The organism is Hymenobacter mellowenesis, assembly GCF_030581005.1.
Lineage (GTDB): Bacteria > Bacteroidota > Bacteroidia > Cytophagales > Hymenobacteraceae > Hymenobacter > Hymenobacter mellowenesis.
In genome coordinates, this window is the sequence record NZ_JAUQSX010000009.1 from 57485 (window position 1) to 81578 (window position 24094).

The 24094-nt window shown below is 64.6% G+C and carries 24 protein-coding genes; 14 read left to right on the plus strand and 10 right to left on the minus strand.

The window, feature by feature from the left end; translation table 11 throughout:
- The first annotated feature begins 91 nt into the window (after positions 1–91).
- Both Q5H92_RS16885 and Q5H92_RS16890 read left to right on the plus strand, forming a co-directional pair.
- Positions 92–778, plus strand: a complete 687-nt coding sequence (locus Q5H92_RS16885) for a hypothetical protein (RefSeq protein WP_305012724.1) — start codon at positions 92–94, stop codon at positions 776–778.
- 73 nt (positions 779–851) lie between these two features.
- A complete protein-coding gene (locus tag Q5H92_RS16890) occupies positions 852–1259 on the plus strand; it encodes a DUF6960 family protein (RefSeq protein WP_305012725.1) in 408 nt (135 codons plus the stop codon).
- A gap of 223 nt (positions 1260–1482) precedes the next feature.
- Here Q5H92_RS16890 and Q5H92_RS16895 read toward each other — a convergent pair whose 3' ends face one another.
- The 3 genes from Q5H92_RS16895 to Q5H92_RS16905 all read right to left on the minus strand — a co-directional run bounded on the left by Q5H92_RS16895 (position 1483) and on the right by Q5H92_RS16905 (position 5428).
- Entirely contained in the window at positions 1483–2829 is a 1347-nt protein-coding gene (locus tag Q5H92_RS16895) for a YfcC family protein (protein ID WP_305012726.1), read from the minus strand.
- 232 nt (positions 2830–3061) lie between these two features.
- Positions 3062–4225: a TFIIB-type zinc ribbon-containing protein gene (locus tag Q5H92_RS16900; protein ID WP_305012727.1), complete on the minus strand. Its 1164-nt coding sequence runs from the start codon at positions 4223–4225 to the stop codon at positions 3062–3064.
- Between the two features lie 201 nt (positions 4226–4426).
- A complete protein-coding gene (locus Q5H92_RS16905) occupies positions 4427–5428 on the minus strand; it encodes an SPFH domain-containing protein (RefSeq protein WP_305012728.1) in 1002 nt (333 codons plus the stop codon).
- A gap of 100 nt (positions 5429–5528) precedes the next feature.
- On the opposite strand from Q5H92_RS16905, the gene Q5H92_RS16910 reads away from it, so the two are divergent.
- The 5 genes from Q5H92_RS16910 (at position 5529) to Q5H92_RS16930 (ending at position 9549) form a co-directional block, all read left to right on the plus strand.
- Entirely contained in the window at positions 5529–5792 is a 264-nt protein-coding gene (locus Q5H92_RS16910; protein WP_305012729.1) for a hypothetical protein, read from the plus strand.
- 79 nt (positions 5793–5871) lie between these two features.
- Positions 5872–7083 (plus strand): hypothetical protein, encoded by a 1212-nt coding sequence (locus Q5H92_RS16915; RefSeq protein ID WP_305012730.1) that lies wholly within the window; start codon positions 5872–5874, stop codon positions 7081–7083.
- Positions 7084–7180: 97 nt separating this feature from the next.
- Positions 7181–7624, plus strand: coding sequence for a bifunctional polynucleotide phosphatase/kinase family protein (locus tag Q5H92_RS16920; RefSeq protein WP_305012731.1), 444 nt, complete (start codon positions 7181–7183; stop codon positions 7622–7624).
- A complete protein-coding gene (locus Q5H92_RS16925; RefSeq protein ID WP_305012732.1) occupies positions 7621–8379 on the plus strand; it encodes a tRNA(His) guanylyltransferase Thg1 family protein in 759 nt (252 codons plus the stop codon). The genes Q5H92_RS16920 and Q5H92_RS16925 overlap by 4 nt, the downstream gene beginning before the upstream one ends.
- Positions 8380–8493: 114 nt before the next feature.
- Positions 8494–9549, plus strand: coding sequence for an alpha/beta hydrolase family protein (locus Q5H92_RS16930; protein WP_305012733.1), 1056 nt, complete (start codon positions 8494–8496; stop codon positions 9547–9549).
- On the opposite strand, the gene Q5H92_RS16935 is transcribed toward Q5H92_RS16930, so the two are convergent.
- Positions 9521–10138, minus strand: a complete 618-nt coding sequence (locus tag Q5H92_RS16935) for a hypothetical protein (protein ID WP_305012734.1) — start codon at positions 10136–10138, stop codon at positions 9521–9523. The genes Q5H92_RS16930 and Q5H92_RS16935 overlap by 29 nt on opposite strands.
- Before the next feature lie 97 nt (positions 10139–10235).
- Between Q5H92_RS16935 and Q5H92_RS16940 the strand changes: the two genes are divergently transcribed.
- Entirely contained in the window at positions 10236–11825 is a 1590-nt protein-coding gene (locus Q5H92_RS16940; RefSeq protein WP_305012735.1) for a glycosyltransferase family 39 protein, read from the plus strand.
- Between the two features lie 106 nt (positions 11826–11931).
- On the plus strand, positions 11932–13206 hold the full coding sequence (locus Q5H92_RS16945) for an energy transducer TonB (RefSeq protein WP_305012736.1): 1275 nt from the start codon (positions 11932–11934) through the stop codon (positions 13204–13206).
- Positions 13207–13299: 93 nt separating this feature from the next.
- On the opposite strand, the gene Q5H92_RS16950 is transcribed toward Q5H92_RS16945, so the two are convergent.
- Positions 13300–13818 carry a 2'-5' RNA ligase family protein gene (locus Q5H92_RS16950; protein WP_305012737.1) on the minus strand — a complete coding sequence of 173 codons (519 nt, stop codon included), beginning with the start codon at positions 13816–13818 and terminating at the stop codon, positions 13300–13302.
- A 195-nt stretch (positions 13819–14013) separates the two neighbouring features.
- Between Q5H92_RS16950 and Q5H92_RS16955 the strand changes: the two genes are divergently transcribed.
- Both Q5H92_RS16955 and hutI read left to right on the plus strand, forming a co-directional pair.
- Positions 14014–15138 (plus strand): spore photoproduct lyase family protein, encoded by a 1125-nt coding sequence (locus tag Q5H92_RS16955; RefSeq protein ID WP_305012738.1) that lies wholly within the window; start codon positions 14014–14016, stop codon positions 15136–15138.
- Between the two features lie 230 nt (positions 15139–15368).
- Positions 15369–16631, plus strand: a complete 1263-nt coding sequence (hutI, locus tag Q5H92_RS16960) for an imidazolonepropionase (RefSeq protein WP_305012739.1) — start codon at positions 15369–15371, stop codon at positions 16629–16631.
- A 159-nt stretch (positions 16632–16790) separates the two neighbouring features.
- Here the strand turns inward: hutI and Q5H92_RS16965 are convergent, their stop codons facing one another.
- The 3 genes from Q5H92_RS16965 to Q5H92_RS16975 all read right to left on the minus strand — a co-directional run bounded on the left by Q5H92_RS16965 (position 16791) and on the right by Q5H92_RS16975 (position 20352).
- Positions 16791–17774 carry a hypothetical protein gene (locus Q5H92_RS16965; protein WP_305012740.1) on the minus strand — a complete coding sequence of 328 codons (984 nt, stop codon included), beginning with the start codon at positions 17772–17774 and terminating at the stop codon, positions 16791–16793.
- 90 nt (positions 17775–17864) lie between these two features.
- The gene (locus Q5H92_RS16970) at positions 17865–19784 is read right to left on the minus strand and encodes a porin family protein (protein ID WP_305012741.1); all 1920 of its coding nucleotides are present in this window, start codon (positions 19782–19784) and stop codon (positions 17865–17867) included.
- Entirely contained in the window at positions 19777–20352 is a 576-nt protein-coding gene (locus Q5H92_RS16975; protein ID WP_305012742.1) for an RNA polymerase sigma factor, read from the minus strand. Before Q5H92_RS16975 ends, Q5H92_RS16970 begins: the two co-directional genes overlap by 8 nt.
- Positions 20353–20675: 323 nt before the next feature.
- Here Q5H92_RS16975 and Q5H92_RS16980 point away from each other — a divergent pair, with 323 nt between their 5' ends.
- Together Q5H92_RS16980 and Q5H92_RS16985 are read left to right on the plus strand one after the other, a co-directional pair.
- Positions 20676–21473 (plus strand): PhzF family phenazine biosynthesis protein, encoded by a 798-nt coding sequence (locus Q5H92_RS16980; RefSeq protein ID WP_305012743.1) that lies wholly within the window; start codon positions 20676–20678, stop codon positions 21471–21473.
- Positions 21474–21503: 30 nt separating this feature from the next.
- On the plus strand, positions 21504–22250 hold the full coding sequence (locus Q5H92_RS16985; protein WP_305012744.1) for a hypothetical protein: 747 nt from the start codon (positions 21504–21506) through the stop codon (positions 22248–22250).
- A gap of 67 nt (positions 22251–22317) precedes the next feature.
- Here the strand turns inward: Q5H92_RS16985 and ruvC are convergent, their stop codons facing one another.
- The gene (gene ruvC, locus Q5H92_RS16990) at positions 22318–22962 is read right to left on the minus strand and encodes a crossover junction endodeoxyribonuclease RuvC (protein WP_305012745.1); all 645 of its coding nucleotides are present in this window, start codon (positions 22960–22962) and stop codon (positions 22318–22320) included.
- An 11-nt stretch (positions 22963–22973) separates the two neighbouring features.
- Positions 22974–23123, minus strand: coding sequence for a hypothetical protein (locus tag Q5H92_RS16995; RefSeq protein ID WP_305012746.1), 150 nt, complete (start codon positions 23121–23123; stop codon positions 22974–22976).
- A gap of 7 nt (positions 23124–23130) precedes the next feature.
- On the opposite strand from Q5H92_RS16995, the gene Q5H92_RS17000 reads away from it, so the two are divergent.
- Positions 23131–24069 carry a lysylphosphatidylglycerol synthase domain-containing protein gene (locus Q5H92_RS17000; protein WP_305012747.1) on the plus strand — a complete coding sequence of 313 codons (939 nt, stop codon included), beginning with the start codon at positions 23131–23133 and terminating at the stop codon, positions 24067–24069.
- The last annotated feature ends 25 nt before the right edge of the window (positions 24070–24094 follow it).

The window sequence follows — 24094 nt, forward strand, 5'->3', positions numbered from 1 at the left end:
CGGGAAGGTGGCTTGTTTGGGCTGCTGGTCAGGGCCATAGCCCGGCAGCCGATAGTTGCGGCTTTGCTATATTCTCCCGACCTTTTCCGGCATGAACGTCGCCACGCCTGCCGCCGAGGGCCGCACCACCCTCTATCATCGCCGCCACGCCAAGCAGCAGGCGGCCAAAACGCTGGGCCACATCGCGCCGGCCCTGGTGCTGTTCTTCGGCGTGGTGCCCATTCTCACGGGGGAAGAGCATTTTACCTTCCTGGGCGCCCTGGAAATTGCCGTGGGCGCCGCCTACCTCGCCCTCATGGTGCGCGAGCTGCGGCACCTGCGCCACAACCCCTTTCACCGCGAGCCCGTGGCGTGGCTGGAGCTGGCGGCGGCCGGCATTCTGGCCCTCGAAAGCTACCACATCTGGCACCGCCACCACGCCGCCGAGCTGGCCGGCGCCCCGCATCGCCTGCACGTGCTGCCCTGGCTGTACGCCGCCGTGGCCCTGATGTACGTGGTGCTGGCCTTCCGCCTCAATAAGCTGACCGACCGGCAGTTCCTGCACCTGCACGCCGATGGTTTTGCCGTGCGCACCCACCGCCTGGGCCCGGCCCACGAACTGACCTGGGCCGAAGTAGCCGCCCTGGAGCCCGTGGGCCCGGCCGATGTGCTGGTGCACCGGGCCGATGGCCGGAAGCTACAAATTTCGTTTGCCAATACCCACGACGGCGCCGCCCACCGCGACCGCCTGCTGGCACACGCAGCCGGGCATTTAGCCACGCCCGCCCCGATGGATTAAGCGGCGGCCCTTGGCAACTTCGGAGAGCTATTTGGGGTTTTGGAGGTAATCTTTGCCCCGCGTTTTCCCTGCTATGCCACGTCCCAAACCCGTCATTTTTGGCCTCTACGGCTGGTCGCCCGATTATGGCTTCCGCTACATTCACCCCGCCAACCGCCGCGCCTTCGAGCTGCTGGAGCCCGTGGGCAAACTCTTCGAAAAAATCAGCGAAGATGAAGAAGGCGAGTGGATTACCATTCGCTACGACGAGCAGCAGTTTCTGGTGCGCCCCGAGCTTTTCAAGGAAATCTATCACAAGCCCAAGTTCAGCTTCGGCGACTCGGTGGAGGAAACCACGCCCCAGCCGGGCCAGTACCGCCACTTCGGCCACGTGTCGGACGTGTTCTGGAACGAGGCCACCGACACCGCGACCTACCAGATTGTGGAGCGCAAGCGCAAGCTGCCGCGCGTGTTTCAGGCCAGTGAGCTGCGGGCTGATTAAACGCGGACTAATGCCTGTCATTGCGAGGCCGCAGGACGTGGCAATCCGTACTGTTCTCGGCGACTAGCCTGATAAGGTGACAAAGCCTTAAAATGTAATAAGGCCCTAAAATGTGAAAAGCCCCGACGCTATTTAGTGCCGGGGCTTTCTGGTAAAAGGGCCTATCTGTTTTAAGAGGACGGACTGCTTCGTCGTGCTTCCTCGCAATGACATACGCAAAGCCTCACACACCCAGCGCGATGGCCGACACCACGCCGGCCACGCCCAGCGCCAGCAGCAGCCCGTAGAGCGGTGCCACGAAGCGTAGCCACTGGTCGAACCGGATGCCGCAAATGGCCAGGATGGCCAGCAGCGAGCCGTTGGTGGGCGTGATGAGTTCGCAAAGGCCGGCGGCGTATTGAAAGCACAGCACCACCACCTGGCGCGACAGGCCGATAATATCGGCCAGCGGGGCGAAGAGTGGCATGGTGAGCGTTGCCTGTCCGCTCACGCTGGGCACGGGCAGGTGCAGCGCGGTTTGCACCACCATCATGCCCAGCGCCGAGAGCGTGACGGGCAAATGCGCCAGCGGCGCCGACATCCCTTGCACGATGGTATCGACGATGTGGCCCTGCTCCAGCACCACGAAAATGGCGCGGGCAAAGCCAATGAGCAGCGCTGAAAAAGCAATGTCGCGGAAGCCCGTCACGAAGCCCTCGGCCGTGCCTGAGAGGCCCAAGCCGCCCAGCAGGCCGGCACCCACGCCCAGCACGAAAAACAGCGCGCCCATCTGGTCGAAATCCCAGCCCAGACTCACCACTCCGTAGCCGAAGATGCTGAAGCACAGCAGCAGCAACAGCAATACCAGGCCGTGGCGGCCGGCGCCGCGGGCATCGGCGGCCACTTCCTCGGCCGTCACGTCGGGGGCCACGCGGTGGCGGATGGCGTGGCGCATGGTGCCCGCAATCCACAGCGCCACGGCGGGCAGCAGCAGCGCCAGCCGGTAGCCCCCGCCCGAGAGCAGCGGCAGTTGCGCCAGCTTCTGGGCAATGCCGACCTGAAACGGGTTTATCGGGCTGAACGCGGCGCCCACGATGGCCGCACCGATGCTGGCCGCTACCGCCGTCATCACGGGGTAGCCCAGCCGCCGCATCAGCACCAGCAGCACCGGAATGAGGGGTACGATTTCTTCGCCCATGTTTTCCAGAGCACCCATGGTGGCGAAGAGCAGGCTCACGACGGGAATGACGAGCACCTCGCGGCCGTAGGCGCGGGCCAGCAACCAATCGACGCCGTGACGCAGGGCGCCGGTCTGGTCGAGCACGGTGAAGGCCCCGCCGGCCAGGAAAATCAGGAAGATGACACCGGCCGCATCGGCCATGCCCTTGGGGATGTCGACGAGCATATCGAGCGGGCCCACGGGCGTGGCCGGCACGCGCTGGTAGGAGCCGGGCACGACGACCTCGCGGCCGGTGGCCTCGTTTTTCTGGCGGGCAAACTGGCCGGCGGGCAGCACGTAGCTCAAGGCCGCGGCCAAGATGATAAAACCCACCAGCAAGACGAGCGGGTGAGGAAAGCGAAAGGTATTCAAATCGATTAGCGGTTAAATAGGAAGCCGATTTTTGCCCCCCTCCCCACAAACAGAAGGGACAGTCAGCGTTGGCAAAAGTAGTGCGTGCGGCCAGGGCCGCTTTCACCCGAACGACGTAGGGGCGGGGCTTGCCCCCGCCCGCGGTTCACGCCCGTCGGCGGGTTTGCGTTGCGAGCAAGTCCGTTCAACGGCGGGCGGGGGCAAGCCCCGCCCCTACGTCGTTCGGGTGGCTCTAATAATCCAAATAACTCGTCGAAGTCGTGCGCGAATGTTGCGCCTCGTTCCAGAAATAGAACGCCGCGCCCGCCAGCAGCAGGCCAAACAGCACCAATAGCAACACTTTCCAGAACGAGAGCGGGCGCGAGCCGCTCACCTTGCCGGTTTGCCCGTTCACCAGAAAGTGGTAGAGCTTGCCGCGGTAGGTGTAGGCGCAGAGCCACAGCGGCAGCAGCAGGTGCTTGAACGACTCGTCGCTGAGGCGGGTATTCACGCTGAGGCCGCGCTGGGTGTCGCCGCCCAGCAGCTCGGAGCAGGCCGCTTCCTCGTGCTCCCGGATGGTGGTGCGGCCCTGCGCCAGCCCCTCAGCCAAGTCGATGCCGTAGACTTCGGCTTCCCAGCCCAGCAGCACGCGCGGGTCGTAGTCCACCACTTGGGTGAGGTCGTAGTTCAGCACCTCGTCCACGTGCTTTTGCTGCTTGGTCAGGCTGCGCGAGGCCAGCGTCAGCACATCGTCGTAGAAATGGTCGTGGTCGCCGCTGCGGTAGGTCCAGCGGGTGCGCTGCTCCTGGCGGGTCACGGTGCGTCCCTTGCTATCGGTGTCGGTCACCGTCACGTAATAATAGTCGCCCCGCTCGCCGTCCCAGTCGGAGTGCGCCTGCGCATCAAACGTCCAGAACGGCAGATACATGCCGTGTAGGTTGTCAAGGTTGGCGGCTTTGGCCAAGTCGTTGGGGGCCAGCCAACTGGTGCCAATCCAGCCGCGAAACCGCTCGGTGGCCGCCGCCCGGCTGAGGCGAAAGGGCAGTACCCCGGCGGGCTCAATCAGGCGGGTGCGCTGGGCTTCGGGGTTGATGGCCCGGCTGCCGCAGAAGCCGCAGTTCAGCGTGGGGTTATCGGCCGCCACGCGGGTGCGAGCGCCGCAGCTGGGGCAACTGAACAGCTGCTGCTCCACCAGCACGGCCGGGTTCAGCTCCTGGTTGATGAGCAGGCCGTCGAGCGGGTGCTCGCGGAGCTTGTTGTGGCTGAAGGTCAGTGCTTCGGTGGCCCCGCAGTGGTCGCAGCCCAGCTGCTGGGTATCGGCCCGGAACGCCAGCTGGGAGCCGCAGCCGGGGCAGGGCGCGCGCAGTAGGTCGTTTTCACGCAGCTGGCGCAGGGCGTTTTCGGTGGCCGGGTCCATGCGGGGGCGGGGGCGGGTGTTTTTATTGTGGGTAATAGAACGTCATGCTGAGCGAAGTCGAAGCATCTCTACCGCTTCGTTGCGGCGCTAATGTGGCGCCTCACCCCCGGCCCCTCTCCCAAAGGAGAGGGGAGCCAGACGAAGCACGCGAGATGCTTCGCTGCGCTCTGCATGACGTTCTGGTTATGTTCAAAATACCGGTTACAATCGCGCCAGCAACTCCGCTTTTTTGGCGTTGAACTCCTCCTCGGTCAGAATGCCGTCGGCCTTCAGCTGGCCGAGGTCGCGCAGCAGCTGCATCACTTGCTCGCGGTCGGGCGCGGGGGCGGCGGCTGGGCTGGGGGCGGGTTGGGCGGCGGGCGCGGTGGCGTTGCCCAGCATGTTGCCCAAGCCACCCAGCAGCACGGCGGCCCCGCCGATGCCGCCTTCCTGACCGGCGGCTTTTTCGACGGCCAGGCCGGCCTGGAACTGCTGGAAGCGGGCCATGTCGCCGGCCATGTTCATTTGCGAGGTCTTATCGAGGAAGGCTTCAACTTCGGCCGGCAGGCTGGCGTTTTCGAGGTAGAAGCGCGTGAGCTCCAAGCCGTAGGCGCCGAAATCGTCTTGTAGCAGCGGGCGCAGCCGCTCGCCTAGTTCCTGGTAGTTGCGGGCCAGGTCGAGCACCGACACGTTGGCCTCGGCCAGAGTATCGGAGAATTTGTTGACGATGGCCGAGCGCAGCTGCCCTTCCACGTCGGCGATGCGCACTTCGGAGTTGGTGCCGGCAAATTCGGTCAGGAACTTGGCCGGCTCGCTCACGCGCAGGGCGAAGGTGCCGAAGGCCCGCACCCGCACCTGCTTGAACTCCGGGTCGCGCAGGATGACCGGGTTAGGCGTGCCCCACTTCAGGTTGGTGAACTGCTTGGTCGATACGAAATAAACGTCGACTTTGAAGGGCGAGTCAAAGCCGTATTTCCAGCCGCGCAGGGTGGTGAGCACGGGCATGTTGGCGGTGGTGAGCACGTGCCGGCCGGGGCCGTACACGTCGGCCAGGCGGCCCTGGTCGAGCAGAATGGCCACCTGCGACTCGCGCACGGTGAGCTGCGCGCCGTTTTTGATATTATTCTCGTGGTCCGGAAATTTCCAGATGACGGTATCGGTTGAGTTGTCAACCCAATCGATGATTTCAATCAGCTCGTTGCGGATAAAGTCGAAGAGGCCCATGGGACGGTAAGCTAGGTGGGTCGTATTTTGGCGCAACCTAACCAGAAAAACTGACAACCGGCCCGCCTTCCGCCGCTGCTACCGCCGCCTGTTTTCCCGCATGAACGTTGTTGATTTCAAAGCCCTGCACCAGCGCCTGCAGGCCGAGCACCTCGCCCGGCACGGCACCCGCTTGGCCGAGCGCCAGGAAGACAGCTTCGACCTGACGCTGTATGCCGTGGCGGGCTTCTACGCCGAAATCTGGCGCAGCCGCGGCGAGGATTCCATCCTATTCATCCACGTTTTTCAGAAGCCCGCCGGCCTGGGCGACTACCTGCGGCTGGTGCAGCTGCCCGGCTACCTGGGCGACCAGTGCGGCCCATAAAACAACGATTTTTGTGCAACTTAGCGGCGCTTTCTACCTCTAAATTCGCCTTGTGTCGCCGCGCAGCTTTTGGTTCTGGATGGGATGTTTAGGGCTCGTATTGAGTGCGGCCCGGCCCGCCTGCGCCCAGACGCCGGCCGACACGGCCGGCCGCCAGCTCGACGCCCAGCTGCGCCGGCTGGAAGTGAGCCCGTTGCTGCGCGTGGTGCAGGCCCGTGAGGCGCTGGTAGCGGAATTGCGTCATAACCGGGCCGGCCGGCTGCCGGGCCTGCTCGACTACCTCCTGCAGCAACTGCCCGCAGTCGATTCCTCGGCCCGGCTTTCCGTGAATGAGCGGGCGCTGCTGCTGGCGGCCGCCGGCCGGTTTGCGGCCTTGCTGAAGCAGGCAGTGCCGGCCCGGGCCTATTTCGGCCGGGACTGCCGGGTGCCTTTCCGGACCTTTCCCGCCGACGGCCTGGCCGAGGCCGCCCAGGCGTTTGTGGCGCGCCGCGCCGACAGCCTTATTCGGGTAGCGGCCCGGCGCGTGCGCCAGCCGGCGGCCGATTCGGCTTTTCTGCCGCTTTACCTGCGCGTGTTGGCCAATGGCCGCGAAGAGGTTTCCGACTCGCTTGATGCCGGCCTGCGCCGCTTTGTGCAGCGTTATCCGGCTTCTCCCTTAGCGGGCGTGGCCAAGTGGTACGTGCGCTATGAATTTGTGCCGTCGCCGTTCACGGTGGGCGGCGAATTCTTTCTGGGCGGCACCTTTTTTCAAGGCGAGTTGAGCGAGGCCTTCACCAATACCGTGCGCCTGGGCATGGGCGGCGAGGCCAGCTGGCAGCGCTATCTGCTGTACGCGCGCCTGACGACGGGCGACCTCCGCCCCCGGGCCACTTACACGTTTGGCCAGGCCGTGTGGGAGCCCGAGCAAAGCCTGAATTACTCGCAGGTAGAGCTTTCGGCGGGCTACTGCGTGCTGGAAAATAAGTGGTTGCGCCTCACGCCCTTCGCCGGGGCCAGTTTGCTCTGGTTTGCTCCCGCTACAGTGAACAACCAACCCGTCAGGCCCGAAGCCGATTACCGGCTGTGGTTTGCGCGCCCGCTCACCGCCGGCCTGAACCTGGAAATAAAGCTGGACAAGGACCGGGAGCACCGCTTCGGCCGCGGCCCGCTTTCCGATTCGAATTGGACCCTGCGGCTACGCAGCGGCTGGCGCCAGGCCCAAGCCCAGCAAGGGCCACCCACCGCGGGTGGCGTCTACTATGTTGAGGCGGGCCTGGGCATTTTCGTCCGGATGGCGGGCACGCGGCGCTGAGCGTCGGGGGCGGCTAGTACAACCGCACGAACTGGGATAGAGCCGTAATTTGTCGCGCAAACGGGCACGTCGGGTCCGTTCTCGTCATCATCAGTCCATGCAGGCCATCATCTTCTGCGGCATTCAGGCCAGCGGGAAAAGCACGTTTTACTGCCAGAGGTTTTTGAACTCGCACGTGCGCATCAGCATGGATTTGCTGCGCACCCGCCACCGCGAAGCCTTATTTCTCCAGCTTTGCCTCGATACGCAAGCCCGTTTTGCGGTCGACAACACCAACCCCACGGCCGCAGAGCGCCAACGCTACATTGGCCCCGCCAAAGCGGCTGGCTATGCGATTATCGGCTATTACTTTAACTCCGCCACCGAAGCCGCGCTGCTGCGCAACCAGCAGCGGCCCGCGGTGGAACAAGTGCCGGAACGGGGCGTCCGTGGCACGCGGGCCCGACTGGAACTGCCCAGCTACGCCGAAGGCTTCGACGAGCTGTACTTTGTGCGCATCGGCCACGACGGCCAATTTATCGTCGAGCCCTGGCAGCTATGAGATTTGATGAACTGGACGCCCGCCTACGGGTTTTTGAAACTGCCCACGACCACTGCGCCCTGCCCGGCATCTACCTGGTGGCGCGGCTCGACGGGCGCAATTTTACCCGTCTGACCAAGGAAACGCACGCCTTTGAGCGCCCGTTTGACGAGCGGTTTCGCGACCTGATGGTGGGCACTGTGCATCACCTCATGCAGTGCGGCTTCCGGGTGCGCTACGGCTACTCCGAAAGCGACGAAATATCCCTGCTGCTAGACCCCGCCGAAAATACCTTCGGCCGCAAGCTGCGCAAGTACCAGAGCATTCTGGCCGGCGAGGCGTCGGCCAAGTTTTCGCTGCTGCTGGGCAGCCTGGGTACTTTCGATTGCCGCATTGCGCAGTTACCGCGCCCTGCCGATGTGGTAGATTACTTCCGCTGGCGCGCCGAAGATGCTTTGCGCAATTCCCTGAATGCCCACTGCTACTGGCTGTTGCGTACGGAAGGCGCCACGGAGCGTGAGGCGACCAGCCGCGTAAGCGGCCTGCGCACCGCCGACAAGCACGAGCTGCTTTTTGAGCGCGGCATCAACTTCAACGACCTGCCCGCCTGGCAGAAGCGGGGCTTTGGCTTGTATTGGCAAATGGCCGGGCGCGAGGGCTTCAATCCGCTGACGCAACAAGCAACCCAAACGCTGAGGCGGGAGCTGCACACCGATTTTGAGCTTCCCGTGCGCGAGGCGTACACCCAATTCATTCAGGATTTTCTGGTGGAATAATTCCTGCTGCGTCATGGCGGGCGGTTGCGCTTTGTTAAAGGTGCAACCGCCCGCCGGCCTTTAAAGTCCTTGCGCCGCCCCGGCAACCCCGCCGTCCGGCGAAAAAGCGGCTGCATGCGCCAACCCTTTCTGTTGTTGATTCTGGTGTTGCTGGTGGGCCTGAGCCACTCCAGTCGCGCCCAAACGGCGCCCGCCGCCGCAACTGCCGCGCCCGCCGCCCCGCGCTCGCCCGAAGCCTTCGGCTACCGCCGCCTTACGGTTATGTTCGGGCGCGACAGCGTGCAGGTGCTGCTCATGTCGAAGCCCGGCGAGGAGCAGCGGAAGAAGCCGCTGCTCCTCTGGGTAGAGGGCTCGCTGCCCACGCCGCTGGTGCTCTACGACGAGCGCGGGGCCTTCCCGGTGTTTCCCTTTCGGCCCAAAAAGGTGCTCGAAACCTGCCACCTGGCCATCATCAGCAAGCCCGGCCTGCCGCTCTCCTTCGACGTGACGGGCCAGAACCCCAACGTTATTTTCCAGCAGCGCCAGCCGCCGGCCTACTACTGCGCCCGCAACTACCTCGACTACTACGTGCGGCGCGACGAGGTCGTGCTGCGCTACCTCAAAAAGCAGTCCTGGGTTGATGCGGCGCACGTCGTTATCGGCGGGCATTCGCAGGGCACCTCGGTGGTGGCGCACCTGGCCGCCGTGCCGGGCCTCGTGAGCCGGGCCGTGTACCTGAGCGGCAACCCGCTGGGCCGCCTCATGTCGATGCTGGCCCAGGCCCGGCAGGAGGCCGACACGGCGGCGGCGGGCTGGATTTTCCGCCGCTGGCAGCAGGTGGTGGCCGACCCCACTATTGCCGACTGCAAGGGCGACGACCCGCGCAACACCTACGGCTTCGTCGCTTCCGAAATGCCCGCGCTGCTGCGCACGAAAGTGCCCATGTTCATCGGCTTCGGCACCCTCGACAGCGGCGTGGCCGGCGACGACCACCTGCGCCTCGAAACCATCCGGCAGCACCGCACCAATTTCACCTTCCGCGAGTACCCCGGCCGCGAGCACAACTTCTTCGGCATGAAAAACGGGCAAGTCAACTACGACGACTTCTATTGGGAGCAGGTGGGCGAGGACTTTCTGCGCTGGGCGGGCCTGTGGCCGGAGACTATTCCCCCAGCCGGTCAACGTCGGTGAGCTGGCCCTTGTTCTGCATGATTTTCAGCTCGAACTGGCCCAGCGAGAACGGCTCCTTGCTGTATTTGGCGGGCGCGTTGAGCTGGTCGATGGGGTGGCTGTTGTCGATGACGTACTCGTTGGCCACCACGTCCACGGTGGTGCCTTTCACGCCCACCACTTTCAGCAGCGAGTAGTTGTTGTCGGCTTCGTTGGCGCGCACCGTATAGATGTCGCCCACGCGCGGGGCCGCGAGGTAAGCCTGGTTTTCGCGGTCGTCGCGCGCGCCGGCTACAGCGGCCCAGCCCAGGCCCACGGCCAATAGCGCCGTGCCCGACCAGGTCCACAGGGGCGTTCGGGTGTCCTGTTTCAGGGTGCGAATGGGCCCGCGCAGGGCCGGGGGCAACGCCTTATTGTCCCAACTCAGGCTGCAATTGGTGCAGGTGGCTACCACCGGTTTGCTGAATGGCAACAGCGGAACGTAGTAAATATGCGCGTAGCGGCAGAACAGGCTCACCTGCAGCGTGTCGGAAGCGGTGCAAAAAGGGCAGGCCACGCCGGGCAGGGGCACGGTGCGGACGTGCGTGCCGTTGGTTCCGTAGAAAATCATGAAAGGGTAGCGGTTTGACCAGCGGCGGATGAAGTAGCTTGCGGTGAGCGGGTAAAGTTAAGTTCGCGCTACGGCTCCTCTTGCTACCTTGCCGCGCATGAAACGCCTCCTGCCGTTCGCCTTCGCCCTGGTCAAGTTCGTGTCGGGCTACCTGCTCATCAGCCCACAGTACGACTTGCAGCGCGACGAGTACCTCTACCTCAACCAGGGCCAGCACCTGGCCTGGGGCTACCTGGAGGTGCCGCCCCTGCTGGCGGCGCAGGGCTGGGTCACGCTGGCGCTGGGCGGGGGCGCGGGCTGGGTGCATTTCTGGCCGTTTTTGTGGGGGGCGGCCACTATTTACCTGGTGGTGCGGCTGGCTGGGCGGCTGGGCGGCGGCTGGTTTGGGCAGGCGCTGGCGGGCAGCTGCTACCTGGGCACGGCGTTTGCGCGGCTCAACCTGCTGTTTCAGCCCAATTCCTTCGAGGTTTTCGGGTTTGTGCTGGCGCTGTACGCGCTGGTCTGCTTCGAGCAGGAACGGCGGCCGCGCCACCTCTACCTGCTGGGCGCGGCGCTGGGGCTGGGCTTGCTGAACAAGTACACCACGCTGTTTTTCATCGCCGCGCTGGGCGGGGCGCTGCTGCTCACCAACTGGCGTCGGCTGCTGCTGCACCGGCATTTCTGGGGCGCGGCGGGGCTGGCCTTGCTGCTGTGGGGGCCCAATCTGGCCTGGCAAATCGGGCACGGCATCCCGTTTCGGCACCACATGGCCCTGCTCAAGGAAAGCCAACTGGTCCACGTTTCGGTCCTGGATTTCTGGCGGCCGCAGCTGCTGATGTGCGTCACGGCGCTGTGGGTGTGGGTGCCGGGGCTGCTGGCGCTGCTGCTGGGGCGGGCGTTTCGGCCCTACCGCGCCGTGGGCTGGGTGGCGGTGCTGGGCGTGGGGCTGCTATTCGGGCTGCACGGCAAGGATTACTACGCCCTGGGCTACTACCCGGTGCTGTTCAGCTTCGGCGCGGTTTGGTGGGAAACGCGACTCAAGCGTTTGGGGCGACTCAAGCGTTTTGGTAGAATCGAGCGTTCGGATGAACAGCGCGGTTTCGACTGGAAAACCGCGCTGGCGTCCTTTCTGATAGCGCTGCCCTTGTTGCTGATGCTGCCCATCCTGCCCTTCATTTACCCCCTGCGCAGCCCGGCCACCATGGCCGCTCTGCGCCCCAAATACGCCCCGCTGGGCCTCTACCGCTGGGAAGACGGCCAGGACCACGCCCTGCCCCAGGACTACGCCGACATGCGCGGCTGGCGCGAGCTGGCCGACAAAACCCGGGCCGCCTACCAAAGCCTGCCGGCTCCCGTTCGCGCCCACACCCTCATCCACTGCGCCAACTACGGCCAGGCCAGCGCCATCAACTACTTCAACCGGGGCCGGGGCCTGCCCGCTGCCAACAGCCTCAACGGCAGCTTCATCTACTGGTACCCGCCGCTCGATTCCTGCCAGGCCGTCCTCATCGTCGACGACGGGCTGCACCCCGAGCTGGCCCCGCGCTTCGCCTCTTACCGCCGCTTCGCCGCCATCACGGACCCCTACGCCCGCGAGCGGGGCACAGCCATCATCATCGGCCTGCGGCCCGACAGCGCGGTGCTGGCCCTGGTGCGGCGCGAGCGGCAGACGGAGCTGAGCGCCTGGGAAGGGCCTGCACCGAAGTAGTCGTTTAGGTCGGGCCGGGGTGAACAGTGCGGTATTTATTGACGGGCGGTGGTATTTTTCCCCTTCAAAACTGCCTGACGTTCCTTTCCGCAACCATCTGCTTCGTATGCGCCACCCTCTTGTCGCCACCTTGCTGGCGCTGGTCATTGGTCACACCAACCCGCCCGCCGCCGCCGCCCAGGCGGGCCCCGATGCGCTGGCGCCCGCCCGGCGCCACCTGCTGCACCAGGAATACGCCGCGGCCAGCGCCGGCTACCAGCAGGGCCTGAAGCAAGCCGGCGGCAAGCCGCGCGACTACTACCAGGCGGCGCAGGCGGCTGCCCGCAACCGCGAGCCGCAACGCGCTCTGGCCTGGCTAACCCAGGCCGTCGCCAAAGGGTATTTCTCCGCCGAGCAGCTGCAGGCCGAGGAGGATTTTGCTTCGTTGGCTTCCCAGCCGGCCTGGCCGCGCCTGCTGGCCCAGGCCCGCACCCGGCAGCAGCAGCACGAGGCCCCCTTCGACCCGGCCCTGGTGGCCTTGCTGAGAAAGATTCAATTCCAGGACCAGCAATACCGACTAGAGGCCGAGGTAGCCGAGCGCAAATACGGCATAAACGCCCCACAGATAGCCGAAGCAATGCGGCGGCAGTCGCCCATAGACGTCCGGCTGGGCCGGCAGGTCGACAGCCTGATTACCCGGTACGGGTACCCGGGCCGGTCGTTGGTGGGCGAGTACCAAAAGAGCGCGGCGTTCCTCGTGCTCCAGCACGACCCCGACGAAAAATACCTGCCCTTGCTCACGGCGGCCGCCGATAAAAAAGAGCTGGCGTGGTCGTCGGTGGCCATTTTCGTCGACCGCATCAAGAAAGGCCGGGGCGAGCCGCAGGTCTACGGCTCGCAGTTCCAGGGCGAGGTCGACGGGCACTACCAGCTCCAACCCATCGAAGACGAGCCCAACGTGAACGTGCGCCGGGCCAGGGTAGGCTTGGACCCGCTGGAGGAGTATTTGCAGCGCTGGGGCATTGCCTACCAGGTGCCCACCGCCACGCACAACCCCAACGCGCCCACGCTTTACGCCCCGTCGGCCGCTCCACCGGTTGCGGCGGCCAGCGAGCGGCCGTCGGTGGAACTAATCGGGGACTACGAGGCGCTCAAGGCCCAGCTACGGTACCCGGCCGCCGCGCAGGCCCGGCAGGTGCGGGGCAAGGTGACGCTGCAAATGCGGATAGACCCGGCCGGCGTTCCGCAGGACGTGGCGGTGGTGCGCGGCCTCGGCTACGGCTGCGACGAGGAGGCCCTGCGCGTCATGCGCGCGGCCCGCTACCGAAACGAGGCGGGGCAAGACCACGAAATCCGCGTGAGCCTGCCATTTCCTTACGAGCCGGGGCAGGAGGAGAAATAAGGAATGGGCCGCTTGCCGCTTCCACCGGGCCAACGATTGTTCAAAACGTGTAGTAATTTAAAAATCAACTAAATTACTGGTTTCGGCACGGCGCTAGCCTTGGAACAGGAATTCGGCCAGGCTTTCCCAGGGCCCGTTGCGGTAGGCCCACAGGTGGAGCCCGGTGCCCACGGCTTCGAAGGGTGCGAAAGGGGCTTGCAACTCGGCCAGCAGCTGCCGGGCGGCGGCGGGGTCTACCTTGTTTTGAATGGTGACGTGGGGCTGGAGCTTCTGCTGGTCCTGGGGCGTGAGGTAGGGCGCAAAAGCCGTTTGCAGGCGGCGGTGCAGGGCGCGGAGCTCATCGTTTTCGAGGGTGAAGGCCACGCCCCGGCCCAGGGAGCGCAGCCCCGCCACGCGCAGCGGCAACGGTTTCTGCGCGTGGCTGAGGTGGCGCAGCTGCTCGCTCATGGCGGCCAGCTCCGGGCCGGGCAGGTGGTGGAAGAGCGTGAGGTGGGCCGCCAGGTAGTTGATTTTCGGGGGGAAATGCTGGCGCCGCAAGTCGTTGAAATAGGTTTGCGCGGCGTCGTCAAGCGCGAGCGTGAGGATGAGCGGGGCGTCGTCGGGGAGGGACATCGGTGAAGGTTGAGGAGAAGGCCACGACGGTTACGCAAAGCCGCTGCCGGGCGCCGGGTTATGGGCTTGTTTGGGTGAATTTTTCAGGGAAATATTCCAGGTAAAAAGGCCGATTTAAACCTGTTTTAAGGTCTTTTGTCGGACTTTATTCCCGGCCAAAAACGTTGAGCTGTTATCCGTCACCAACCCGGTTTTATGCTGACTTCTGGCTCGCTCGTTGCCCTTTCCGATACCTTGCTCACCGACGTGCCCGCGCCCGCCCTGGCGCCGCGCACGCACTCGGCCAAGCTGTGGCTGCCGCAGCGCGTGGTGTTCACGCCCGATGCCTTGGACGAAGAGTTCGGCCAGCAAATCCTGGCCCGCGTCTCGGCTCAAAACCTGGAAGTGGAGCTGCTGAAAAGCAACCGCCTCACCGGCCTGCGCGACCCCGGCGGCGACGTGCGCGCCACCTACCGCACCGCCAAAAACACCCTGGCCGTGGTGAAGGCCCCCGCCGGGGCCCTGCGCCTGCAGCCCACCCCGCCCTCGGCCGACTGGCAGCTGAACTTGGCCGAAGGCTGCCCCGCCCACTGCCAGTACTGCTACCTGGCCGGCTCGCTCAGCGGCCCGCCCGTCGTCAAAGCCTTCGCCAACCTGCCCCAGCTGCTGGCCAACACCGCCGCCTACGAGCAGCCCGGCCGCGTCATCAGCTTCGAAGCCAGCTGCTACACCGACGTGCTGGGCATCGAGCACCTCACCGGCAGCTTGGCTGAGGCCGTGCGTTACTTCGGTCCGCGCGAAGGTGCGCAATTGCGCTTCGTGAGCAAGTACGACCACATTGGCCCGCTCCTCGGCCTGCCGCACCACGGCCGCACCCGCGCCCGCTTTTCCCTCAATGCCGAGCCCGTGGTGCGCCGCCTCGAAGGCGGCACCGCGTCCGTTGAGGCGCGGATACAGGCCCTGCGCCGGCTGGCGCTGCCGGCCAGCGCGGGCGGCGGGGGCTACCCGGTGGGGGTGGTGCTGGCCCCCATCATGCCCATTCCCGACTGGCAGCACTACACCGAGCTCCTTGACCGCCTGCGGCAGGCGCTAGATTTCGACTGCGACCTGACCGTAGAATTCATCACCCACCGCTTCACGCCCGGCTCCAAAGACGTGCTGCTGCAATGGTACCCCAATACCAGCCTCGACCTAGCCGAGGACGGCCGCGCCGTGAAGCGCAACAAGTTCGGCGGCCTCAAATACGTGTACCAGCCCGAGCAGATGAAGGCGATGAAGGCCTGGTTCTACGCCGAGTGGCAGCGCCGCTTCCCCCACGCGCCCGTGCAGTACTGGACGTAAGCGGCGGCTCTGTCATTGCGAGCGCAGCGAAGCAATCCGTCCTGTTCTCAGCGACCAACCTACTAATGTGACAAAGCCCCGGCACTGCGCAGTGCCGGGGCTTTGGCTTCGCTGACATTTGGTTCTGGTAAAAGAAAATGTGTGGCGTTGACAGGACGGATTGCCACGGCCTGCGGCCTCGCAATGACAGTTCTTCGTTCTTACCCCAAGACAAAGCCTTACTTTGCCGCATGTTTCCCTACACCCTCGTCATCCAACACGCCGCGCAGGTACTCACCCTGGCCGGCGGCCCCACCGCCCGCCCGCTCGCCGGCCCCGACCTCAGCAGCTGGACCATCATCGAAAACGGCTACGTGGCTTGCCAGGGCGATAAAATTGCAGCCGTCGGCCCCATGGCCGAGCTGGACCCGGCCCGCATTTCCCCCGAAACCCGCCTGATTGACGCCACTGGCCGCGTGGTGATGCCGGGCCTGGTGGAGTGCCACACCCACCTCGTGTTCGGTGGCAACCGTGCCCACGAGTTCGAGCGCAAGCTGCGCGGCGAAAGCTACCTCGACATTCTGGCCAGCGGCGGCGGCATCCTGAGCACTGTGCGCGCCACCCGCGCCGCCTCGGAGCAAGAGCTGCTGGAAAACGCCCTGCACCATTTGGAAGGCTTCCGCCGCTACGGCATCACCACGCTGGAAGCCAAGAGCGGCTATGGTCTCGACCGCGACACCGAGCTGCGCCTCGTGGGGGTGGCGCGGGCGGCTGGGCGTCGGCAGCCGGTGCGCGTGGTGCCCACCTTCCTGGGTGCCCACGTGGTGCCGCCCGAATTCAAGGAAGCTGGCCCGCGCGCCTACGTCGATTTCATTTTGCGCGAGGTGCTGTCGGACCTGAAAGGGGAGGCGGCCTTCGTGGATATTTTCTGCGAGCAGGGGGCGTTTCCGCTGGAGGTGGCGCGGTACTTCCTGGAGCAGGCCCACAAAATGGGCTTCGGCCTGAAAATCCACGCCGAGCAGCTGCACGACCTCGGCGGCTGCGAGATGGCCGCGGCGCTGGGCGCCACCAGCATCGACCACTGCGACTACCTCACGCCCGCCGCCGCCGCCCGCATCGCGCAGCAAACCCAGGGCCAGACCGTGGCCGTGCTGCTGCCGCTGGTGCCGCTGTTTCTGCGGCAGGAGAAGTATGCGCCGGGCCGCGAATTCATCGATAATGGCCTGCCCGTGGCTTTGAGTACCGATTTCAACCCCGGCTCGTGCCCCAGCAAAAACCTGTGGCTGGCCCTGTCGGTGGCCTGCCTCAAAATGGGCTTCACGCCCAAGGAAGCCGTGGCCGCCGCCACCCTCAACGCCGCTTGGGCCATCGGCCACGCCGCCGACTGCGGCAGCCTGGCCCCCGGCAAGCGCGCCGACCTCTTGGTGCTCAACCTGGGCAGCGTGGCTGAAATCCCCTACTGGCTGGGCGAAAACCCGGTGCGCGACGTGGTGATTGGCGGCGAAGAGGTTTGAGTGAGGGAGTAGTATTTGCTTGGATTAATTACGTCTGTCATGCTGAGCGCAGTCGAAGCATCTCTACTGCAGTAGTAAAACCAATTACTTGCGTGGTAGAGATGCTTCGACTGCGCTCAGCGTGACACGTTCTGGGAGGCACAACTTTCCTGCCCCAAGTCAAAGCTGCTGCATCAGCTGCGCAATTTCGGCGGCTGTGCGGAGTTGCAGGTCTGGCGTGTAAATGGAATTCTGTCGCCAGACGTAGCGCGCCGTGCCGAAGTATAGTTGGCCGTCGCGCAGCTGTTGCACAATGACTTGCGTATCGGTGCCTTCGGGCAGGTGGTTGCGCCAGAGCGTGGGGTCGGCGGTGGCGAAGGTGCGACTGAGGCTGGTGTAGCCCACGGGCCGAAGGTACACCCGCGTTTCGGTGGCGCCGACGGGCACGCGCACCTGGGCCCAGGTCCAGTTCGAGTTGTTTGCCGGACGCCAGTACTGGTCGAAATTCAGCCAGCTAATGGTGTCGAGTGGAAAGTTCACGTTGTAGTAGCCGCCGTTGGCCCGCACCGCCGCCCATTGGCTCTGGCCGCCCTGCAGGGCCGGCTGCCAGCCCACGGAGTCGGCCGCGGCCCGCACGCCGGCATTGGGCGCCAGCGGCAGCGCCCACAAAAACATGCGGGTGGTATCGAGGCCGGCCGTCGGCACGGGGGCGCTGAGCGTGGTCAGCCCGGCAGCAGGAGCAGCGGTGCCCACAAACTGGCTGCTCCAGCGCAGGCGGGTGCTGCCCTGCCAGGCCTGCACGTTGTATTCGCCCGCCGAAACCAACAGCTGATTGTTGAAATAAGCAACATCGGTGTGCATGCCGGCCAGCAGCAGGTCGCCTACCGAATGCAACTCCCGCACCCGTAGCGTGGCGGTGCCCGTCGCCAGCGCGTTGTTGGGCAGCACCAGCGAATTGGCTTTAAAGGAAATAGTAGCACCGCCGTTGGTGCGGAGGGTCTGGGCCTGGCCCAGATTCAGCGTGAACGTCTGCACCGGCGGGGCGTAGCGGCCGTTGGCGGCGGCCAGCGACGTAGCCGTTGGGGTATATATCACCAGGTCTTCCTGGCGGCAGCTGCTGGCCAGCAAGACTGTGGCAACGCTTAACAGGCTAATTCTTTTCATCAGAAAACGGGTAAAATCAGGCATAAGGAATCCCTGGGCGCCGATTGCTCAGCACCTGCGTAATCCAGTAAATAAATGGTTGCTAATCCCTTACGGCAAGTCGTACGACACGCCCAGCAGGGCCGTGCCCCCGAGCAGGTGGCGACTCGAATAGCCGCTCACAGGCTTGGCCAGCGGCGTGAGCATATAGCTGGCCGTGGGCTGGGCCAATAGCTGCCAGGGCCCGGCCAGGCGGTAGCGCACCTCCGCGCCCAGGCTGGCGGCCAGGCTCAGCGAGCGGTAGGGGCTGCCCGAAGCGCCCCAGGTTTGGGGCTGGCAGCCGCAGGCCGAGCCCTCGGTGCTGGTGCCCCCAAGATAAATCGCCGCATCGACGCCCCCGAGCAGGCCTACCTGCCAGCGCGGCCCGGTGGTCCAGACGTAGCCGGCCCGCACCGGCACCGTCAGAAAACGGTAAGTGTCGCGCTGGCGAATGGTGGTGCCGCTGGTCCGGCTCAAGCTGTCGAGGAAGTTGAAATTGTAATTGGCCCGCGTGATTTGGGCGGCGCTCACCTGCCGCAGGGCCAGCGCGGTGGCGTATTCGGCGTAGCCCAGGCCGGAGCTCACCGTCCAGTGCGGCGTGAGGGTACGGCGAATGCTCAGCTGCGCGCCGTAGCCCAGGGCCGGGCGTTCCAGCTCGGCCACGGAGCTGGTAGTCGTGGTATTAGTGGTAGGAATGCGGATGGGGTTGGCAGCCGAAAAAACGGGCGCCGCCGATGGCGTTGATAACGAATTGGTTGCCGAGTAGGAGAGCCCGGAAGCAGTGCCCAGGTGCCGGTACGTCAGGCCCGGCCCGGCCACCAGCTGCACCGCCCAGCGTGCTACCACGGCGGGCACCACCGACGGCAGGGACGCCACTGCCACCGGCTGCGGCGCGGTTGGTGGGGCCAATGCGGCCGGCAGCTGCAGGCCCGCTACCCGCAGGGCCAGCCAGTCCCAGCCGCCGGGTTGGGCCACATCGGGCCGTGCGGCGCCAGGCTGCACCGCCACAAGGCTTTGCGCTGAAACAGGAGCTGTCGGGCGCGCTTCGGCCGGTTGGTTGGCCGTGCCAGCCATGCGGCGCGAAGCTGAAGAATATGAAGACGAAACCCCAGCAGTTGGCGCACCCTTCGGCGCTTCAGCCGCCCTTGATGATGCAACTCCTGCTGCCTCTGCCACCTTTGCTGCCGAAGCAGCAGTTGAAGCTGCTTGCGAGCGGGGCGCTGCTGCTGTGTGCTGAGAAGCGGCTGATTTCAAAGTCGATTCGTGGCTTGGCTGTGCCAGCGACGTGGCGGACTGCCCGAAGCGCGCACCTCGCGTTGAGCGCAGCAGGCGCTGCTGCCGCGCCTCGGAGGCATTCCGTTCGATGCCGGCCAGGGCCAGCGCACGCTTGAGTCGCGTCGGGCGGCCGGTTGGTTTCGTCGCCAGCGCCACCGCTGGCGAAACCGGTTTAGCCGTTGAGCCCCCATTAATTGTACCCAGCTTTTGGGGCTTGGTTACCGGATTGGATGACGCTAATTCTCTGACATTCAAATTTATGTTAGCTGATTCGTGCTGAGTTGTCGCATTCGGCGCAGTGCCGGACGAGGCGGAACCCGAAGCGCCCTGCTTCCCCGCCGCCTCGCCCAGGCCCGGCCCGGCCGGCGCGGCTCCTGGAGCGCTGGCGATGCGCACTCCTTGCTCGTTAGCGCTGTGTTCCGAAGCGGTATTTGCAGAAGCGGCCACCTGTTTTTTCGCCACCGTCCGTTGCGCCACCGTGTCCGATTGCCCGGTCACGGTACCCGCCCGCTGCCATTGCCAGGTGGCCAGCGAAGCCACCACCAGCACCAGCGAAAGCACCACGCCCGCCCGCCAGCGCCGCCGACGCGGCACGGCCACCGGCGGCGGCAGTTGCTGCCGGATACCGGCCCACAGGTCGGGCGGCGGCTCCTGGCCGTAGTCGGCCAAGCGCTTGCGCAGGGCTTCGTACAAATCTTCGGGTGTGGGGTCAGACATGATAATTCGGTGTTTTTAGGCCCGCCAGGCGGGTTTCGAGAAGCCGCCGGGCCCGGGCCAGCTGCGATTTGCTGGTGCCTTCGGCAATGCCCAGCAGCTCGCCGATTTCTTGGTGGGAGTAGCCCTCAACGGCGTAGAGGTTGAGCACGGTGCGGTAGCCGGGCGGTAGGGTGGCCAGCAGCGCCACCAGGTCGTCGGCGGCCAGCTGGTCCACGGCCGAGGGTTCGGCCGAGGGCAGTCCGTCAGCCAGCTCGTCGAGGGCGTCGCCGCTGGGGCCGGGGTGGCGCAGGCGGTACTGCTCCACGGCGTGCAGCGACGTGGTGACGGCAATGCGGCGCGCCCAGCCTTCAAACGGGCCCTGGCCGCGGTACTGGTCGAGGCGAGTGAATATTTTGACGAACGTGTTTTGCAGCGCGTCCTCCGCCTCGGCCCGGTTGGGGCAGTAGCGCAGGCATACGCCCATTAGGTTGTATGACAGTTTCTTATATAGCAGGTATTGCGCCGCCGATTCGCCGCGCCGGCACGCTGCCAGCAGCGCTTCATCGACGGGAACAATGGAAGGCGGCATGTAGAAAGTAGATGGCAAAGCCGGCTGTACAGGACCTGCTTTGTGGGGGCTTGACCGGCAGCCGGCCGGCGCGGTTGCATTCGTATCGAAGATAATTTGAAATCAGCGGCCGATGGCTGGTGCACAAAGAGCGTCACAAGGCGGTCATGCAGAGCGCAGCGAAGCATCTTGCCCGCTACCACTGATTCTGTCAATTGAATTGCGTTGCGCAGGCAAGATGCTTCGCTGCGCTCTGCATGACGTTATTTCGACGCGTTGTCGTTGCTGCATAAGTCGTATTCTTGCTCCAGCGAAGCCCACCGTCCCGCCCAAACTCCTTCCCAATGCGCTATTTCCACGTCGACGCCTTCGCCCAAACGCCCTTCACTGGCAATCCCGCCGGCGTGTGCCCGCTCGAAACCTGGCCGCCCGCCGCGCTCATGCAGCAAATCGCGGCCGAAAACAACCTAGCCGAAACCGCCTTCATCGTGCCCCGCGCCGGCACCCCGGCCGAATACGACATCCGCTGGTTCACGCCCGCCGTGGAAATTGACTTGTGCGGGCACGCCACGCTGGCCGCGTCCCACGTGCTGTTCACGCACCTGGGCTTCCCGGAAACGCAGGTCACCTTCCACAGCCAGAGCGGCCCGTTGCGCGTGGCCCGCGAAGCCGACGGCCGCCTCACGCTCGACTTCCCTTCGCGCCCGCCACAGGAGCTACCCGCGCACCCCACCGGCCTGGCCGACGGCCTGCGCGCCACCCCGCTGCACGTGCTGGCCGCCCGCGACCTGTTGGTCGTCTTCAACACCGAAGCCGAAGTGCGAGCCCTCAAGCCAGATATGGCCCGCATCGCGGCGCTGGAGTACGTGGGCGTCATCGCCACCGCGCCCGGCCGCGACGGCATCGATTTCGTGTCGCGCTTCTTCGCCCCCCGCGTGGGCGTGCCCGAAGACCCCGTAACGGGCTCAGCCCACAGCACACTCATTCCCTATTGGGCCGAAAAGCTGGGCAAAACCGAACTGCGCGCTCGTCAGGTTTCGCCGCGCGGCGGCGACCTGTGGTGCCGCCTGCGCGGCGATAGGGTGGACATCAGCGGCTACGCGGTGACGTATGCGGCGGGGGAGTTGCGCTTAGATTATTAGGATATGACAGCTTGATAAATCAGCAAGCAGATGAGAACGAAATTAGTCTACAATAAGCTGCAATCATTCATTGCCATGTTTATTGCTTGGTTTGCGGGCTACATCTACTTCGCCATTTACATGGTGCATTTCAGTAATTGGGGCTATGTAACTGATTTTACGTTTATACTTTCTTGGACTGGCATATTCACACTCATTAGCGCCTTTGTCTTCGTTCCAATTATTATTAAAGGCTACAATAAAACGTTTCTGACCCGACAGACAAAATTGTTTCCACTAGTTACAGGTGCGGCTTCACAGCTGGTTTTGGCTCTCTTGCTTCTGCCGTTCACTGATTTGCGGCCATTTGAAATTAGTTGGTTTTATTTTGGATACGCAGGAATTATTGGGTGTGTATTTGGCGTGTTTTATGCCATGTTTCAAATTTTCTGGCCATTTGATAGCACGAGTACTTGGTTAAGAAAGTCGCTAATAATTATTTCGCCGGCTTTATTTCTTGTCTTTTTATTTCAGCTATTTCCTTACATCACTCCTACTTTGGCTTACAAGTACTTTGGTGATAGTATCAAAGAAAAAGCAATATTTTATGTTATGGGCAAGTATAAAGTAGGGGATAAAATATCAGACCTTGAAAGTCAGCTTCCGGGACTAACTGGTCAGGGGCTGGGTCAGCCGGCCGATATCGGAATGGCATCTGGCTCGGGCTACGGTTTTTCCTACGACATTAAATTCGAGAAAGGAATCATTACTGAACTAGTAATAGATAGTAGCAAATAGAGCGGGCAGTCCTGCGACCATGGGGTGGCAGTTGTCGAGAAACTTATCGGAATTCCGTTACCTGCGGCTACGATTTCGCCGGCGCCTTTTTCTTGCCCGTGCCGGTGCTAGCGCCCAGCCGCTCGGGGTTCTCGGCCAGGAACTTGCCCCAGCTTTTGCCGCCGCTCACGGTGGTGTTGTTGCCCTTCATGTAGTGGTGGCAGAGGGCCACGGCCAGGGCGTCGGTGGCGTCGAGGAACTTGCTGGCTTCGGCGATGGGCGGCAGCGTGAGCGTCTGGCGCAGCATGTGGGCCACCTGCTCCTTGGTGGCCGAGCCCGAGCCGGTGACGGACTGTTTCACCTTGGTGGGAGCGTACTCCACGTAGGGAATCTGGCGGGAGAGGGCGGCGGCAATGGCCACGCCCTGGGCCCGGCCCAACTTCAACATACTTTGTACGTTGACGCCAAAAAAAGGGGCTTCGATGGCCAGCTCGTCGGGCAGGTACTCGTCGATGAGCTCCAGCATGCGGTCGAAAATCCGCTTTAGCTTTACGGCATGGTTCGACCCCAGGGCTTTCATGTTGATGACGTCGTAGCACAGCACGTCGACGCGCTGGCCGCGCACCTCAATCAGGGCGTAGCCCATAATCTGGGTGCCGGGGTCGACGCCCAGAATAATTTTGGGCAGCAGCTCGACGGCGGGAGCGGGGCGGGGGCGTTGGGTGGCGGGCATCTCACCCAAAGTTACGACCCGAACCAGCCCGCCGCACCAGAAACCGCCGCGGCTTGGGCAGCCAGGGCGTCCGATTCTTCCTGCTCAGGGCCCGCCCCGAAGCCAAACGAGCCCGAAACCCGCCGCGCCCGGCAGTGGCGCCGGGTGGTGTTCTGGGGCAAAATCGGGGTGACGCTGCTCACGCTGGGGCTGCTCTATAACAGCATCTTCGCGGCGCCCGATACGGCGGCGGCCTGGCGGCAGCTGCTAGCCACTACCCTCAGCGGAGCCGGGCGCGGGCCGGTGCTGCTGGCCCTGGCCCTGGTGCCCCTCAACTGGGGCCTGGAGGCCTGGAAGTGGTACCGCCTGGCCCGCCACCTGGAGCCCGTCACGTTTGGGCGCAGCTTCCGGGCGGTGCTGGTGGGCCTCACGCTGGGCTTCGCCACTCCTAATCGGGTGGGCGACTACGCCGGCCGCATCATCGAGCTGAAAAGCCGCCGCGTGAGTGCGCTGGGGGCTGTGTTTCTGGGGCGCTACTGCCAGCTGGTGGCCACGGTGCTAGCCGGCGTGGCGGGCCTGCTTTATTTCCTACTGAAATTTTATTTGAATGGCTACCCGGCGGCCGGGCTGGGCGTGAGCGTATCGGCGGTGCTTATTAGCGCCTTGGTGCTGGTGCCGCTGTACCGGTCGCGGCTGCTGCTGGCGGCGCTGGGGCTGTGGCGGCCGTTGCGGCGGTTTCGGCCGGCGCTGGCCATCATGCCCACCTACCCGGCCCGGGCGCTCACGGCGGTGCTGGCCATTTCGGGACTGCGCTACGGGGTGTTTTGCGCGCAGTTTCTGCTACTGCTGGGGGCCTATGGCGTGGGCAGCCCGCTGGGGCCTGGGCTGGCGGCGGTGGCGGGCACTTTTTTATTGAAGTCGCTGGTGCCCTCGCTTAATGCGCTGGCCGATGTGGGCGTGCGGGAGCTGTCGGCCACGCACTTGTTTGGGCTGCTGGGCCAGCCGGCGCTGCCGGTGCTTTCGGCCAGCCTGAGCTTGTGGGTCATCAATATTGCCCTGCCCAGCGCGGCCGGCCTGCTGCTGGTGCCGGGCCTGCGCGTGCTGCGCGAGAAGCGCGACGCCCGGTGATGGGCGCGGGCGCGGCGTTGCTGGT